This is a genomic window from Sphingomonas paeninsulae, from assembly GCF_003660165.1.
Lineage (GTDB): Bacteria > Pseudomonadota > Alphaproteobacteria > Sphingomonadales > Sphingomonadaceae > Sphingomonas_O > Sphingomonas_O paeninsulae.
In genome coordinates, this window is record NZ_CP032827.1 from 23417 (window position 1) to 39111 (window position 15695).

Here is a 15695-nt window from a genome sequence, read left to right on the forward strand (position 1 = left end):
ACGCGAAAGCTCATGCGTCGCCGGATGGTGAAACGCCCCAAAAGCCGACGGATGATGCGAAAGTGCAAGGTGCGCCAGCAGCGCCCGCACCGGTGCAACCCGACGCGAAACAAGAATCCGCGAAGGCCAGCCATTCCGACAAAAAGCAGGGTGATGTCCCGGAACCTGCTGCCGCGTCAGGCGGCTCACAGCAAGAACCCAATTCGACAGTTCCGACTCTTGCGACGCTGCTCGACACCAAGCTCGGCGACGTGTTGCTGGCAGGCCTGGTCGAACATCCCGAGGCCGCCGGAAAGCTCGTCAGCGAGGAGCTCGGCAGGGCCGAGCAGGCAAAGGTCGAAGCCTCCCCGAAACATGCAACCCCGAAGAAGCGTCCCCAGAAACCCGCAAGCCACTGACAGCCGCCTCCTGAACAGGAACAGTCGCCATGAAAATTCACCTTAAGGACTATCGCGTTGCCGAAGGGGACGATGTCGATCTCAAGAAGCGGGCGACGAGGGTTGATCCCGTCTTTAAATCGAAGTCGGATTATAAAAAAATTCTCGCGAACCATGTCGAGAGCCTCAGCGAGCTGCAGCGCATGCACTATGCCTCGAGTAAATATGCGGTGCTCGTCATCTTCCAGGCGATGGACGCAGCGGGCAAGGACGGCGCGATCCGGCACGTCATGTCTGGAGTCAACCCGCAGGGCTGTCAGGTCTTCAGCTTCAAGCATCCGAGTGCGACCGAGCTCGAGCATGATTTCCTGTGGCGCACCACGCGCGACCTGCCCGAACGTGGAAGGATCGGCATCTTCAACCGCTCCTATTATGAGGAGGTCCTGATCGTTCGCGTGCATCCGGACATCCTGCAGGTCGAGTCCATTCCGGACGCGCCACATCACGACGCCAAGCTCTGGAAGGACCGCTACCGCTCGATCGTCGATCTCGAACGCCATTTGCACGCGAACGGCACGCGCATCGTCAAGATATTCCTCCATCTGTCGAAGGAAGAGCAACGCGAGCGCTTCCTCGCGCGGATCGATGAGCCGGACAAGAACTGGAAATTCAGCTCCGCCGATATCAAGGAGCGCGGGTTCTGGAAGGATTACCGCAAGGCCTATGAGGAATGCATCGCCGCCACCAGCACCGAGGATTCGCCGTGGTATGTCGTGCCCGCCGACGACAAGGACAATGCCCGCCTGATCGTGTCACAGATCATCGTCGACACGCTGAAGGAACTGAAGGCGCACTACCCAGAGGTGACCGCCGAGCGCGCGTGCGAGTTGCTAGCGATCAGGGCCAAACTCGTAGGCTGACGCAGGTCGCGCCGATCGGTCAATCGCTCGAAAGCATTCACCTCATCGCCAACAGGAGGCAAAGATGGCGCCAGACGCTCCCAGAACATTGAACCGGATCGGCCAAAGCCTCTGGCTCGACAACATCACCCGTGACTTGCTTGATAGTGGAACGCTGCAGCGTTACATCGACACATTGTCGGTGACGGGCTTAACCTCGAACCCGACGATTTTCGATCACGCCATATCGCGCAGCGACGCCTATGATGCCGAGATCCATCGCAAGCTCGATGCGGGCCTGTCGGCGGAAGCCCTGTTCTTCCATCTTGCCATACAAGATCTCACGCGCGCTGCCGACCTGTTCGGTCCCGTTCATGCCCGGACGGGCACGGTAGACGGCTTTGTCTCGCTCGAAGTGTCGCCGCTGCTTGCCTATGACAGCTCGGCCACCGTGGAGCAGGCCAAAGCGTTGCACGCGCAGGCGAACCGGCCAAACCTGTTCATCAAGATACCGGGGACCAGGGAAGGGTTGGCCGCGATCGAGGACGCCATCTTTTCTGGCGTTCCGGTGAATGTGACCCTGCTGTTCTCCGCCGATCAGTATAAGGCAGCAGCCGATGCCTACATGGAAGGCCTAGAACGCCGGGTTGCCGCAGGACTTTCGCCCGACGTTCGGTCGGTTGCGTCGCTGTTCGTCAGCCGGTGGGACGTGGCCGTCATGGACAAGGTTCCGCCCGCCTTGCGCAACACCCTCGGCATAGCGGTTAGCAAGCAGACCTATCAGGCCTATTGCGACGTGCAGGAGAGCACCCGGTTCCAGCGCCTGGCGAATCTAGGCGCGCGGGCGCAGCGGCTCCTGTTTGCCAGTACAGGCACCAAGGACAAGTCTGCCTCGGACACCTTGTATATCTCGGGACTTGCCGCGCCGAATACGGTCAACACAATGCCAGAGGGCACGCTGCTTGCCTTCGGCGATCATGGGACCGTCACTGACATGCTCCCGCGTGACGGAGGAGACGCCGAAGCTTCGCTTAGCGCCCATGCCAAGGCTGGAATCGACCTGGTCGCGATGGCCGACCAACTGCAGTCGGACGGCGCGAAAGGTTTCGTCGACTCCTGGCGAGACCTGCTCGGTGCGATCGAGGTTAAGAGCAAGGTGCTCGCATGATCGAAAGCAAAAAGCCAATGGCAAGCCTGGGCGACACCGCGCACCGCTTCAAGCAGCAGGCTGGCGAGCAGGCGGCTTCGCTGGTTCAGTCCGGTATGGTAATCGGCCTTGGCACCGGATCGACAGCGATCTTCGCCACCCGCCGGGTCGCTGCCCGGATCCACAGCGGTGATCTGAGCGGCATTGTCGCCATCGCCACGTCTCGCGCCAGCGAGACTGCCGCGCGATGTTTGGGCATTCCCATGCTGACGGATGATATTCCGCGTGAAATCGACCTTACCATTGATGGCGCCGACGAAGTAGATCCGGCGATGAACCTTATCAAAGGCGGCGGCGGCGCGTTGCTACGTGAGAAGATCGTGGCGCAGGCAAGCCGCCGCGAGATCATCGTGGTGGATGCGGGAAAGCTGTCGCCCCGGCTCGGCACACATTGGCTGCTACCGGTCGAGGTGCTCGAGTTCGGGTGGCGCTCGCAACTGCGGCTTTTGGAAAGCCTCGGCGCGATCGTCACGCCCCGGATCGCTGACGACAACCTCTACCGCACGGATCAGGGCAACATCATCCTCGACAGCCGGTTCGGGCCGATCCCCGACCCCACCGGTCTTGCCGGAAAGTTGGAAGCACACGCCGGGCTCGTCGGGCATGGGCTGTTCATCGGTCTTGCCTCTGATGTGATCGTGGCAGGGGAGGCGGGGATACGTCATCTCCACCGCGGCGTGGAGCAAGCGGTCGATTAGCGCGAGGGCATAAGTCTCGGCGGCAGCGCAGCTAACGTATCGCGACGGTTTTTTTGAACCCAGATTCGCTCCAGCCAAGCGGCGGTCCCGCCGTCATTGCTGGCGGGGAATCCACTGGCTGCGGCGAACCTGAGCTGAGTAGAATCCGAAACTGCAGGAGTTCTGCACAAGCCGCTATTGTCGGAAAATGTTTTTGGAAGAAAGGCAGAACAGCAAGGGGAGTGAAGGTCTGTGCGGCATCCGCGCGATCGGCGGCATAACGATCGCTCAATTGCCCGCGTCGACCGAACATTCCTATATGTCCGTTAGCGCGATTGCGAGCGGTTGCGTGGATTACATTCTCACACCCGAGCAGATCGCCGCACAGCTCGTCAGAATCATTGGTTCGCTGGACCAACTCGCTGATTATACCAAATCCCTGAGGGGGTTAGGCACACCGCGTCTGACCTCAGAGGCGGTGACCGCCACCCTTAGTCTCGCGTGGGAATGAGTATTTTCCGATCCTTCGACCGCACAGAGTACCGCTTGCTCGTCATGCTGAAGCACAAGTGCAAGGATCTCGACCATCTCCCGATCGCCGCCCGAACGCTTCAGCAGAATGCCTTGCAACTGGCGGAACGCCTCGGGCATCTCGACGAAGGGTGCCCCATTGCGCAGAGCACCGGGCTTGCGCTGGATGACCGCCAGATAATGACGCCAGTCATAAACCGTTCGCCCCGGCTGATGTGACCGCTCGATGATCCGCACATGCTCGCACAGGATCTGACCTTCTGCGGCGACAACGATCTTTTGCGGATAAATCCGCAGGCTGACCGGACGGTTGGCGAACGAGGCCGGTACACTGTATCGGTTGCGCTCGAAGTGCACCAGGCAGGTCGGCGACACACGCTTGGTATGCTCGACAAAGCCGTCAAAGGGTCGCCCCAGCGGCATCAGGCTGGCGATCTCATCGGCATGTACATCGGCCACGGTACCCGGCAGGTTGCCGTGCTGGATCTGGCTCCACTGTTCGATGCATCGTAGTTCAAGCCACGCATTCAGCGCATCCAGATCGGCGAAGCTGGGCATCGGCTGCCACAGTCGCCGCCATGCATCCTGCACATTCTTCTCGACCTGTCCCTTCTCCCACCCCGAAGCCGGATTACAAAAGTCAGGTTCGAACAGGTAATGGCTAGCCATCGCAGCAAAGCGCGCGTTGACCTGACGGGCCTTGCCCGAACCGATACGATCGACGGCAGTGCGCATGTTGTCGAAGATCCCGCGTCGTGGAACGCCGCCCAGCATCCGAAACGCCTGGGTCAGCGCGTCGAACAGCATCTCGTGGGTCTGCAGTGGATAGCCCCGCACGGCAAAAGCCCTGCTGTGCGACAGCTTGGTGTGCGCCACCTGCAATTTGGTGCGCTCCCCGGCGATAACCGCCCAGTCCTCGCTCCAGTCGAACTGGAAGGCCTCGCCGGGCGAAAAGATCAACGGCACGAACGTTCCACGGCCGCTGGTCTGCTGCTCACGCTGGCGATCGGCCTTCCAGCACCGCACGAAGTCAGCGACGCGACCGTAAGCCCCGTCGAAACCGAGCACGACGAGATCGGCATGCATCTGCTTTGCCGTCCGCTTCTGTTTGCGCGACTTGCCCGCTTCGACGCGCAACCATCCCGACAGCTTCTCGGCAAACGGGTCAAGCTTGTTCGGCCGGTCAGGAACCTTGAACGTCGGCTCTACCGCATCGCTGCGCAGATACTTGCGGATCGTATTGCGCGACAGACCAGTCCGCCGCTCGATCTCCCGGATCGGCATCCCCTCACGGAAATGCCAGCGACGGATTACACTCAATAACGCCATGTCGATCACTCCTGTATCCTCCGACCCAAGAGCCGGAGAAACGATCAAAACATGGGTCAATTCTCAGTGGAAATTTAGGCCTCCCCCGGGTCAACTCTCATTCGAAATCAACAGTTTCCGGCATCGACGAAGGAATGGATCGCTTCGCTGGCAATGGCAGAACTGCCGGTCCACAGCGCGGCAGCGGACTTTGCAAGCGCGACCAGCACGTCCCCGGCCAAGGCGGCGCGCACGGACGGTGTGGAGGAGTTCTTGCGTCTTGATACCATGAGTTCTTCCGTCGAACTTGCGGCCCATAGGCGGCTGCATCGCTAGCGCGCGCTCGGGTTCCTGCGCGCAGGGCACCTCAGGCCGCTTTATCCAGCGCGATGCGAAGCGAGATCGATGACGAAGCGATAGCGCACGCTCTTGCGTTCCACCCGGAGGTACGCGTCGTCGATCTGATCCGGGAGGATCACCTCGATCTGCGGCCGGATGCCGTTGGCGCAGCAATAATCGACCACGTCCTGCGTCTCGGGCATGCCGCCGATGCAGGACCCGGCGATCGAGCGACGCTTACCCCACAGGGCGCCGCCGCTGACGCCGGCAATTGCGCCAGGGGCGCCGACGTTGACGAAGATGCCGTCCAGCCGGAGTAGCTGCAGGAAGGGCGCGATGTCGAACGGGAAGGGGATCGTCGACAGCATAAAATCGAAGCGGTTCGTCATCTCCCCGACTAGCGGGATCGGGTCGGTCGCAGCCGGGTGCCACACGACGACATCCTTAGCGCCCATGGCATAGGCATCCTTGGCCTTGTCCTCGCTTGTCGTGAAAACGGTCGCTTCGGCGCCGCGATGGACCGCGAGCTTCAGTGCCATATGCCCCAGCCCACCGAGCCCGATCACCGCGAAGCGTTGGCCCGAACCCAGGCGCCAATGCTGCATCGGGGAAAAGGTCGTGATGCCCGAACACAACAACGGCGCGGTTGAGGCCAAGTCCGCACCATCGGGAATTTTGACGACGAAGCGATCGCGCACCACGATCCGTTCGGCATAGCCGCCGTAAGTCTGCCCGGGACCACGCGGGTCGGGCGAGGCATAGGTCAGCGTGGTGTCCTTGATGCAATATTGCTCCAGACCCGCCTTGCAACTGTCGCAAGCGCAGCAGCTGTCGACCATGCAGCCCACCCCGGCAAAATCTCCTGGCGAGAACCGGGTGACCGCTTCGCCGACGGCAGACACCCGACCGACGAACTCGTGCCCCGGCACCATTGGAAACGGCTGTTCACCCCATTCCCCGCGGATCATGTGGATATCGCTATGGCACACGCCACAATAGAGGATGTCGATGGCGACATCGTCCGGCATGAGCGCGCGGCGGTCGATGTTCATGCCATGGATCGGCCCGTTGCTGCGAAGCGCGCCATAAGCACGCGTCGGTCCACCATGATGCTCGACGATCGGCGAAAGGTTGTTCTGTGTCCGCACGGTTTCCGTTCTGTCGGCGAATTTCTCCGGGAAGAATGTATCGGTCACAACGGCCTCCATGGTTTCGCGGATGCCAGCCATGCCTTGCTGTGCAATCGCGACGAATAAAAGACGAAGTTGCGCCAGGACGCCGCGGCCCGACAGGGTCGGAAACTACCCAGGGACCGAGGATCTTGGGGGCAGCGCGGCGCCGTACGGGCATCCACCATCGGCCGTAGATCGACGCTGAGCATAGCGCTTCGGTTCTGTTACGGGCCAGCTGGCACTTGCCGGTCAGGGCACCAAGACTGCCGCGCCGTCGAATCGGCCTGCTCGCAGGTCATCGAGCGCCGTGTTGGCCTGGTCTAGCGGATAGACGGTCGTCTTCACGACAATGCCTATCTTCGGGACAAGGCCAAGGAAATCGATTCCGTCCTGTCGTGTGAGATTGGCGACCGACAGGAGTTGCCGCTCTTCCCAGAGGATGTCGTAGGGGAAGCTGGGGATATCGCTCATGTGGATGCCTGCGCAGACTACCCGCCCGCCCTTGCGCACCGCCTTGAGCGCCACCGGCACAAGATCGCCAACGGTGGCGTAGATGATCGCGGCATCGAGCGGCTCGGGCGGCATTTCGTCCGAACCGCCCGCCCAGGTCACGCCCAGGCTGCGCGCGAACTCTTGCGTGCCCGTGTCGCCCGGCCGCGTAAATGCAAAGACCTCGCGGCCTTGCCATTGGGCGACCTGAGCGACGATATGGCCGGCGGCACCAAAGCCATAGATGCCCAGCCGCTTGCCGTCGCCGGCGATCTCCAAAGAGCGCCAGCCGATCAACCCGGCGCACAGGAGCGGCGCGAGCGACACGTCGCTGCCCGTCTCACCAAGGGAAAATGCAAAACGCGCATCGGCGATAACCGCGGTCGCAAAGCCGCCGTCACGGGTGTACCCTGTAAACAGCGGCGCGTCGCAGAGGTTCTCTTTATGCGCTTTGCAATAATAGCACACGCCGCAGGTGTGGCCGAGCCAGGGAATTCCAACCCGTTCTCCGAGGTGGAGACCAGACACATTTGAGCCGATTGCGTCGATTCGACCGACGATCTCATGCCCGGGAATGATCGGTGATTTCGTGTTCGGCAGTTCGCCGTCGAAAACGTGCAGATCGGTGCGACAGACGCCGCACGCGAGTACCTTTACGCGGACTTCCCCAGGGCCGGGCTGTCGGTCGGGCAATTCCGTCCATACCAGCGGCGTTCCAGGCTCTTTGAGTACCATTGCTTTCATGGTCGGCCAATCCTTCGTTATGCAGCTGTCCGCCAGGGCAGGGGGTAGGGGGTGGGGGCGGTCACTTTCTTAGGGTGCCGTCTGAGCCTTGAGCTTCTGGAGCACCTTCGGCAGAGCATCCGGTAGGTCCTGCGCGATCAGCCCCAGCCCGAATTCTGCGGCCGCTGCGCCGTGCAACCAGACGCCGGCCGCAGCGGCCTCGAACGTGGGCATGCCTTGAGCGAGCAAAGCGGCGATAAAACCGGTCAGAACATCGCCGCTGCCTCCGGTCGCGAGTTGCGGCGGTGCGTTTGCATTGATGATGGCGCGACCATCGGGGCTTGCGATGACGGTATCGGGCCCTTTGAAGACCACCACCGCGCCGCTTTTCAGGGCGGCGGCGCGCGTGCGCTCCAGCTTGTCACCGTCGAAGTGGAACAGCCGCATGAACTCGCCCGCATGTGGGGTCATCACGCACGGCCCGACGATCGCACCAAACAAATCCTCGGGTGCCTCGGCAAACGAGGTCAACGCATCAGCATCGAGAACTATCGCCCTTTTTGTGGCGAGAGCAGCAAGGACATACCCTCGGGTCATTTCGCCGATGCCAGCGCCAGGCCCAATCGCGACGGCGTTGCGACGCTCGTCCGCCAGCAGGTCCAGCCATCCCGCCGCCCCATCGAACCAGCGCACAATCGCGTTGGTCAGCGCGCCGGCATAAAGGCTCCACACCTCCGCCGGTGCGGCGAGGGTGACCATGCCGGCGCCGGCACGGGATGCCGCCAGCGTCGTCATTCGGCTGGCACCCGTGATAGTCGCGCCGCCGAGAACGAGGACCTCACCACGCGTATATTTGTAGCTTTGGGACTGCGGCCACGGGTAGGATGCCTGCCAGAGACCAGGATCGTTCTCCCAGCAATCGGGCGCAACCCCATCCAGCACCGACAACGGCGTACCGATATCGGCGACCAAGATCGCGCCGCACAGTGCTCGTCCCGGGTACAGCAGATGGCCCGGTTTTTTGCGGAAGAACGTCACCGTTAGTTCGGCCGGTGCCGCATCCCCGCGAACCAAACCCGAAGCACCGTCGAGCCCACTGGGGACATCTATTGCACAGACAGGAATCTCTCGGGTTTTAAGCGCGTCGATCATGACCAGCGCTTCCCCTCGAGTGGCCTTGCTAGGCCCGCGCCAAAGATTGCATCGACGACAATCCCCGCGCCGTCGAGGCTTTCGGGATCAAAGGGTGTCAACTCGCCGTTCCAAACCGCCGCCGCATGCGCAGCCTCGCCGGTGAGCTTTTCGCGCGTGCCAAGCAGGGCGACTTTGACCGGCCACCCTGCAGCTTCGAGATGCCGCGCGACAACAAATCCGTCGCCGCCATTGTTGCCAGGGCCGCACAGCACCGTAATCGGCTGCATCGACCAGCGTCCGCCGACTGCGACCGCAACGGCTGCGCCGGCCGCCTCCATCATCGATCTGCCGCTAATGCCAGCCGCTTGGGCGGCGCGGTCGGCAGCGCCCATCTGTGCTGGGGTCAGGAGCGCAACTGAATCCCGTTGCCATGTATCTTCGGAATGACTCATCTTCAGTGGATTCCTGCCTGCGGCCATTCGCTTGGGATAAGCTCCGAGTACGCGGTACCCACCCGCCGCGGCAGGGTCGGAATTCACTTACACAGACGTCTTTTTCAAAAGCGGCATCGCAACGCGAAAGCGCCGATCGGTCCTGAAGTGTCATCGCGCGGCGTAGCTCGATCGATTGAAGGCACTGGCACACGGACGCGGACAAGGTCAGCACGGCCCGGTGGCCGGGCTAACGCCAATGGGGATGAGTAGATTCCGACGCTGATATCCCAACGTGATGAATCCTAAATCGCAATCGTGAACCAGCCGCAGCAGTTCGGCTGAACAACCGTCCCAGGCAAATTCTGCGGCCAATCCGAGACCAGGAGCAAGAACATCATGAAGGCATTCGTTTACGGCGGCGTGGGCAAAAAGAGCCTTGAAGACCGGCCGAAGCCCGAGATCGCCGACCCGGGCGATGCGATCGTCAAAATGGTCAAGACGACGATTTGCGGGACCGACCTGCACATCCTGAAAGGCGATGTCGCGACTTGCGCGCCCGGGCGTATACTCGGTCATGAAGGCGTGGGTACGATCGAGACCGTCGGTGCCGGCGTCACCACATTCAAAACTGGCGACCGCGTCCTCATCTCTTGCATCTCATCGTGCGGAAAATGCGAATATTGCCGCCGCGGCATGTATTCGCACTGCACGACCGGGGGCTGGATCCTCGGCAATTCGATCGACGGCACCCAGGCCGAATATGTTCGCATCCCTCACGCCGAGACGAGCCTCTATCCGATCCCCAAAGATGCGGATGAGGACGCGATGGTCATGCTGAGCGACATCCTGCCGACCGGGTTCGAATGCGGTGTGCTCAACGGCAAGGTTTCGCCGGGATCGACAGTAGCGATCGTCGGCGCAGGACCGATCGGGCTGGCGGCTTTGCTCACCGCACAGCTCTATTCGCCCGCCGAGATCATCATGATCGATCTGGACGACAATCGCCTGGCGATGGCGATGAAGTTTGGCGCAACCCGCATGATCAACAGCGCGGACGGCAAGGCATCAGACAAAGTGAAAGCCCTGACCGACGGAAAGGGCGTCGACACCGCGATCGAGGCGGTCGGTATCCCGACGACTTTCGAGCTGTGCGAGCAGATCATCGCTCCCGGCGGGATCATCGCCAATATCGGCGTTCACGGCCAGAAGGTCGACCTGCATCTGGAGACGCTCTGGTCGCAGAACATCGCGATCACCACGCGGCTGGTCGACGCCGTCACCACCCCGATGCTGTTGAAGACCGTGCAATCGGGGAAGATCGACCCGACCCGGTTGATCACGCATCACTTCAAGCTCGACCAGATCCTCGACGCTTACGACACGTTCGGGCGCGCCGCGGAAACCAAGGCGCTGAAGGTCATCATCGACGCCTGACGACACGGCCGGCGGCCTGCCCTTTCCCTTCGTCATTCTAACAGAAAGCTGAATTTCATGACCTATCAAAGCCTCAATCCGTTCAATGGCAAACTCGTTGAATCCTTCGCCGATCTCGGCGATCCGCAACTCGAGACCAGGATCGCGACGGCCGACGCCTGCTTCCAGACGTGGCGTCACACATCCTACGCCGACCGCGCCAAGATCATCGCAAAGGCGGGCGAGATCCTCCACGCGCGGGCCGACGCGTTCGCGCGCATCATGACGACCGAGATGGGCAAGCGCATTGGCGAGGCGCGGGGCGAAGTGGAATTCAGCGCGCGGATCATGGCCTATTACGCCAAGAACGCCGAACGCTTCCTGGCGCCGGTCAAGCTCGATCCGACCAATGGCGAAGCGCATATGGAGAGCAGCCCGATCGGGGTGATCTTCTGCGTCGAGCCGTGGAATTTCCCATATTATCAACTCGCCCGCGTCGCCGGGCCGCATCTGATGGCGGGCAACACGATGTTGGTGAAACATGCCGGCATCGTGCCGCAGTGCGCGATCGCGTTCGAGAAGCTGCTGATCGAAGCGGGCGCGCCGATTGGTCTGTATACCAATCTTTTGATCAGCCATGACCAGTCCGACGATGTCGTGGACGATCCCCGCGTCAAGGGCGTCGCGCTGACCGGCAGCGTCGCCGCGGGCCGCAGTGTCGCCTCGCGCGCTGGCAAAAACCTCAAAGTCTCGTCGATGGAATTGGGTGGCAGCGACGCCTTCATCGTGCTTGAGGATGCCGATCTCGACCTGACCGTTCCCTGGGCGGTGTGGGGCCGGATGTACAATACCGGCCAGACCTGCTGCGCGGCCAAACGCTTCATCGTGGTCGAAAGCATGGCGGACGCGTTCCTCGAGAAATTCAAGAGTGCGCTCGGCGCGCTTGAGGCGGGCGATCCGATGGATGAAAAGACCACGCTCGGACCGCTTTCGACCGAACAGGCGCTGGTCGATCTGCTCAAGCAGGTAGATGGCGCGGTTGCACACGGCGCCAAGGTCGCGCTCGGTGGCAAACGCGTCGATCGTGCGGGATCGTTCATGATGCCGACGATCCTGACGGACATTGCGAAGGACAACCCCGCCTTTCGCGAGGAATTCTTCGGACCGGTCGCTCTCTTCTTCCGCGTGAAGGACGAGGACGAAGCCATTGCAATCGCCAATGACTCCGATTTCGGCCTCGGCGGCTCGGTGTGGACCAGGGATGTGGCGCGCGGAAGGCGCATCGCCAGCAAAGTCGAGACGGGCATGATGTTCATCAACAACATCGACTGGACCGATGCTGAGCTGCCCTTCGGCGGGATCAAGGATTCAGGCTACGGCCGTGAACTCGGCGACATGGGTATCCAGCAGTTCGTCAACAAAAAGCTGGTCCGCATCCACAACGCAAAGGCCCCCGCCTGAGTTTTAAAAGCGGCGCCCGGCTCGTCTGCCGGGCGTCTCGATGCCGACACCGAGCGGAGCACATCATGTACGTTAATATCGCCGTTCTCAAAGAAACCCAACCACACGAGTGCCGGGTAGCGCTGGTTCCGTCCGTCGTACCCAAGCTGACGAAGCTGGGGGCAAGGCTTCATATGCATACGGGCGCAGCCGACGCGATCAGAGTGTCCGATTCGGCCTACGGCGAAGTGGTCTTCATGGATGATCGCACCGCTCTGGTCGCCAATGCCGATGTGGTGCTGTGCGTCCAGCCACCGGCGCTCGACGTCGTTGATGCAATGAAGCCCGGCGCAATCTTGCTGTGCTTCGTCTATGCGGCGAACGAGCCCGAACTGGTGAAACGCCTGCTCGCAAGGCACATCACATGCTTCGCGATGGAGCGCATCCCGCGTATTTCGCGCGCTCAGGCGATGGACGCGCTGTCGAGCCAGTCAGCGCTGGCGGGCTATTATGCCGTCGCGCTCGGCATGACGCATATGGACCGCGTCCTGCCCAAGATCACATCGGCGGCAGGCGTCCTCGGACCGGCCAAGGTGCTTGTGATGGGGCTCGGTGTCGCCGGGCTGGAGGCGATCGCCACCGCGCAGCGGTTGGGCGCGGTGGTCGAGGGCTATGACGTACGGCCCGAAACGCGCGAACAAGCACTGTCGCTCGGCGCGACCTTTGTCGACACAGGCGTCGATGCCACCGGCAAGGGAGGGTACGCGCGAGAGCTCACGGCCGAGGAAAAGACCAAGGTCGATGCGGCGCTGACCAAGCATATCCAGGCGTCTGACCTGATCATCACAACTGCCGCGATCCCCGGCAAGGCCTCGCCCAAGCTGATCAGCAGGCCCCAAGTGGCGGGCATGAAACCGGGCGCGGTGATCGTTGATCTCTCGGCAGAGGGGGGCGGCAATTGCGAAGCGACCCAGCCCGGCGAGACGATCCGCGTCGGCGGGGTTACGATCGTCGCGCCGCTCAACGTGCCGTCGAACCTCGGAGCGGATGCCAGCGAGCTTTACGCCAAGAATCAGTTCAACCTGCTCGCGCTGATGCTGCACGACAATATCGTGACGATCGACTGGACCGACGAGGTGCTGGCGAAGACCGCGCTGACGCACGACGGCAAGCTCTGCGATGCCGTCAAGACGCCCGAGCACTCCGCCACACCGACCGCGAAAGCGGCGTGACCGCGATGGGACCCCAAGCATGAACGCCGAACTCGCCATGACGGGCTTCATCGCCCTCTATATTTTCATGCTCGCCGGCTTTGCCGGCTGGGTGATCATCGGCAACGTGCCGGCGATCCTGCATACGCCGCTAATGTCGGGGTCGAACTTCGTCCACGGCATCGTCGTGGTCGGCGGCCTGTTCGCACTTCTCAACGCCAGCACGCCGCTCGAACAGGGCATCGGCTTTTTCGCGGTGCTGCTCGGCGCGGGCAATGCGGCCGGCGGTTATGCCGTGACCGACCGGATGCTCGCAATGTTCAAGTCGAGCGGCGACGACACCAAGCACAAGACCGCCACGGTCCATCACCTCAAAAAGAAGGGGTGAGGACATGCTCGCCATCATCTCCCAAATCGCGATAGGCGCGACCGATCTAGTCGCGGCCTTCCTGTTCCTCTTCGGGCTCAAGCGCATGTCGTCGCCGGCAACTGCCGCCTCGGGCATCCGCGTCGCAGGCATCGGCATGGTCGCCGCCGTGCTGGTCAGCTTCCTTTATGTGTTCACGATCGACGCTGCGGCGCGACCGCATCTGATCGTTAACCTCGTACTCGCCATCGTCGCACTCGCGATCGGTGGTGGCTTTGCATGGATCGTCGGCCGAAAGGTCGCGATGACCGCCATGCCTCAGATGGTGGCGATCTATAACGGCATGGGCGGCGGGGCGGCGGGCGGCATCGCCGCGGTCGAACTGTTCGGGAACCGCGCGACCGGGACCACGCATCTCGTCGTGACATTGCTCGGCGCGCTGATCGGCGCGGTTTCGATGTCGGGGTCGGTGATCGCCTGGGCCAAGCTTCAGGGTGTGCTCGGCGCTCCACTGCGGTTCGGCGGCCAGCGCGCCCTGAACGGCGTCGTGTTCGTTGCCGCGCTCGCGGTCGGCGGATGGATGGTGTTCACCGCATTCAGCGGCGTGCCACCAGTGCTGCCCGTTGCTACCTGGATCCTGATCTTCTTCGGCCTCGCTTTGCTATTCGGCGTCCTGATGACGCTGCCGATCGGCGGCGCGGACATGCCGGTCGTGATCTCGATCTACAACGCCTTCACGGGGCTTGCTGTTGGGTTCGAAGGCTATGTGCTTGGCAATCCCGCGCTGATGATCGCCGGCATGGTGGTCGGTGCGGCGGGCCTGCTCCTCACGCTGCTGATGGCGAAGGCGATGAACCGATCGGTCGCCAACGTGCTCTTCTCAAACTTCGGCGAGGTTCCCGCCAAGGGGAAGCCGGGCGCCGTCGCCGGCACGGAGCGCGAAACGCAGGCGTCCGACGCGGGCATCCAGATGCGCTATGCGAGCAGCGTCATCATCGTGCCGGGCTATGGTCTGGCGGCCGCGCAGGGGCAGCAGAAGCTCTATGAATTCGTCAAGCTGCTGCTTGCCGCCAAGGTGCAGGTCCGCTTCGCGATCCATCCCGTTGCCGGGAGAATGCCGGGACAGATGGACGTGCTGCTGGCTGAGGCCGGCGTGCCCTATGACCTCATCTTCCAGCTCGACGACATCAACGCCGATTTCGCCACCACTGACGTCGTGCTGGTGATCGGAGCCAACGACGTCGTCAATCCGGCGGCGCGCACCGATAAATCCTCGCCGATCTTCGGTATGCCGATCCTCAACGCGGACATGGCCAAGCAGGTTTACGTCATCAAACGCGGACAGGGCAAAGGCTATTCCGGTATCGTCAACGCGCTGTTCTACAAACCTAATTGCGACATGGTGTACGGCGACGCGCAGGCGGTGCTGATCAAGATGATCGAAGCCGTACGCGGCCTCGGGGCGGCGGCGGCATGATCGCCCGCACGTCAGGGACGTGCGCGCTCGGGCGTGTGGCGCTATCCTTCGCAGCCCTCGCGATGCTAGCAGGCGGCGCATCCACAGCGCAGGCGCAAGTGCGCGGCGCCGACACCGCGATCGTGATGCCTGAACAGACGAACGTGCCAATGCCGCCGCCGGTGCTGAGCGTCAGCGTAACCGGCGCGTCGGACTACATCTTTCGGGGCGTGAGCCAGACGGAAAACGGTCCCGCCGTCTTCGCGGGTGCCAAGATCAACTACGATCATTTCTACGTCGCTGCAGGCGGAGAGAATGTCGATTTTCGGAACGGCATCGACGTCGAATATGACCTGTCCGCCGGATGGGCCTCATCGCTGGCCGGTTTCGACGTCGATGTCGGGGCGATCCGCTACGGCTACATCGGCGCGCACGACTTCGGCAGGCTCTACCGCAGCCATCTGGTCGCCTCGGCAAAGCTCGGATTCTGAGCCTCATCCGCACAATCGTCCCCCAAC

General features: G+C 62.2%; 13 protein-coding genes and 3 pseudogenes. 10 read left to right on the forward strand and 6 right to left on the reverse strand.

Annotated features, from left to right (window positions below):
* The first annotated feature begins 427 nt into the window (after positions 1-427).
* From D3Y57_RS00130 to D3Y57_RS00145, 4 genes are all read left to right on the forward strand, one after another.
* The gene (locus D3Y57_RS00130; RefSeq protein WP_121150258.1) at positions 428-1297 is read left to right on the forward strand and encodes an ADP-polyphosphate phosphotransferase; all 870 of its coding nucleotides are present in this window, start codon (positions 428-430) and stop codon (positions 1295-1297) included.
* Positions 1298-1361: 64 nt separating this feature from the next.
* Positions 1362-2444, forward strand: coding sequence for a transaldolase (gene tal, locus D3Y57_RS00135; protein ID WP_121150260.1), 1083 nt, complete (start codon positions 1362-1364; stop codon positions 2442-2444).
* The gene (gene rpiA, locus D3Y57_RS00140; RefSeq protein ID WP_121150262.1) at positions 2441-3181 is read left to right on the forward strand and encodes a ribose-5-phosphate isomerase RpiA; all 741 of its coding nucleotides are present in this window, start codon (positions 2441-2443) and stop codon (positions 3179-3181) included. Before tal ends, rpiA begins: the two co-directional genes overlap by 4 nt.
* Positions 3182-3368: 187 nt before the next feature.
* Entirely contained in the window at positions 3369-3671 is a 303-nt protein-coding gene (locus tag D3Y57_RS00145; RefSeq protein WP_121150264.1) for a chemotaxis protein CheB, read from the forward strand.
* Positions 3672-3685: 14 nt separating this feature from the next.
* On the opposite strand, the pseudogene istA reads toward D3Y57_RS00145, so the two are convergent.
* From istA to D3Y57_RS21230, 6 genes and pseudogenes are all read right to left on the reverse strand, one after another.
* Positions 3686-5020, reverse strand: a pseudogene (istA, locus tag D3Y57_RS00150) (IS21 family transposase); the annotation flags it as partial.
* Positions 5021-5133: 113 nt separating this feature from the next.
* Positions 5134-5289, reverse strand: a pseudogene (locus D3Y57_RS19915) (cation efflux transmembrane domain-containing protein); the annotation flags it as partial.
* Positions 5290-5376: 87 nt separating this feature from the next.
* Complete coding sequence (locus D3Y57_RS00155) at positions 5377-6567, reverse strand: NAD(P)-dependent alcohol dehydrogenase (RefSeq protein WP_239025697.1); 1191 nt, start codon at positions 6565-6567, stop codon at positions 5377-5379.
* Positions 6568-6759: 192 nt separating this feature from the next.
* Positions 6760-7743: a zinc-dependent alcohol dehydrogenase family protein gene (locus tag D3Y57_RS00160; protein WP_121150266.1), complete on the reverse strand. Its 984-nt coding sequence runs from the start codon at positions 7741-7743 to the stop codon at positions 6760-6762.
* A gap of 69 nt (positions 7744-7812) precedes the next feature.
* Entirely contained in the window at positions 7813-8760 is a 948-nt protein-coding gene (locus D3Y57_RS00165) for an NAD(P)H-hydrate dehydratase (protein ID WP_430738980.1), read from the reverse strand.
* A gap of 33 nt (positions 8761-8793) precedes the next feature.
* Positions 8794-9335: pseudogene (locus D3Y57_RS21230) on the reverse strand (NAD(P)H-hydrate epimerase); the annotation flags it as partial.
* Between the two features lie 351 nt (positions 9336-9686).
* On the opposite strand from D3Y57_RS21230, the gene D3Y57_RS00170 reads away from it, so the two are divergent.
* The 6 genes from D3Y57_RS00170 to D3Y57_RS00195 all read left to right on the forward strand — a co-directional run bounded on the left by D3Y57_RS00170 (position 9687) and on the right by D3Y57_RS00195 (position 15668).
* The gene (locus D3Y57_RS00170; protein WP_121150268.1) at positions 9687-10724 is read left to right on the forward strand and encodes a zinc-dependent alcohol dehydrogenase family protein; all 1038 of its coding nucleotides are present in this window, start codon (positions 9687-9689) and stop codon (positions 10722-10724) included.
* 57 nt (positions 10725-10781) lie between these two features.
* Entirely contained in the window at positions 10782-12164 is a 1383-nt protein-coding gene (locus D3Y57_RS00175; protein WP_121150270.1) for an NAD-dependent succinate-semialdehyde dehydrogenase, read from the forward strand.
* Between the two features lie 65 nt (positions 12165-12229).
* Complete coding sequence (locus D3Y57_RS00180; protein ID WP_121150272.1) at positions 12230-13375, forward strand: NAD(P) transhydrogenase subunit alpha; 1146 nt, start codon at positions 12230-12232, stop codon at positions 13373-13375.
* A 19-nt stretch (positions 13376-13394) separates the two neighbouring features.
* Entirely contained in the window at positions 13395-13742 is a 348-nt protein-coding gene (locus D3Y57_RS00185; protein WP_121150274.1) for an NAD(P) transhydrogenase subunit alpha part 2, read from the forward strand.
* A 4-nt stretch (positions 13743-13746) separates the two neighbouring features.
* Positions 13747-15198 carry an NAD(P)(+) transhydrogenase (Re/Si-specific) subunit beta gene (locus D3Y57_RS00190; protein ID WP_121150276.1) on the forward strand — a complete coding sequence of 484 codons (1452 nt, stop codon included), beginning with the start codon at positions 13747-13749 and terminating at the stop codon, positions 15196-15198.
* Entirely contained in the window at positions 15195-15668 is a 474-nt protein-coding gene (locus tag D3Y57_RS00195; protein ID WP_121150278.1) for a TorF family putative porin, read from the forward strand. The genes D3Y57_RS00190 and D3Y57_RS00195 overlap by 4 nt, the downstream gene beginning before the upstream one ends.
* Positions 15669-15695 lie beyond the last annotated feature (27 nt).